Raw genomic sequence first — 323 nt, forward strand, 5'->3', positions numbered from 1 at the left:
CCTTCTATTGCCCAAGTTAATTCTCAATGCCTTTGATTGAGGATACCTAGAAAGAATCTTGCAAGGAGGCCACTATGCCTATCAATCACATTCGCAACATTGTATTTACCGGTCAAGCCGGTGTAGGTAAAACCACATTAATAGAAAAGATGCTGTTTCATTGTTATGAAACCAACTCCCTTGGCAGTGTTGACAGAGGTGATACTGTCACCGATTTTGATGAGCAATCCATTCATTATCAGCACAGCATCGAAGCCACCCCCGTCACCTTAAGCTACAAAAAACACCGCCTCAACGTTATCGACACTCCAGGGCAAAACGAA

General features: G+C 43.3%; 1 protein-coding gene. It reads left to right on the forward strand.

Annotation, left to right across the window (positions count from 1 at the left end):
• Positions 1 to 74: 74 nt before the first annotated feature.
• Positions 75 to 323 (forward strand): GTP-binding protein (locus AB4585_RS26445; RefSeq protein ID WP_372171724.1); only part of this gene is annotated, 249 nt, incomplete at its 3' end.

This window comes from Vibrio sp. 10N.222.49.C9, from assembly GCF_041474985.1.
Taxonomy (GTDB): domain Bacteria; phylum Pseudomonadota; class Gammaproteobacteria; order Enterobacterales; family Vibrionaceae; genus Vibrio; species Vibrio crassostreae_C.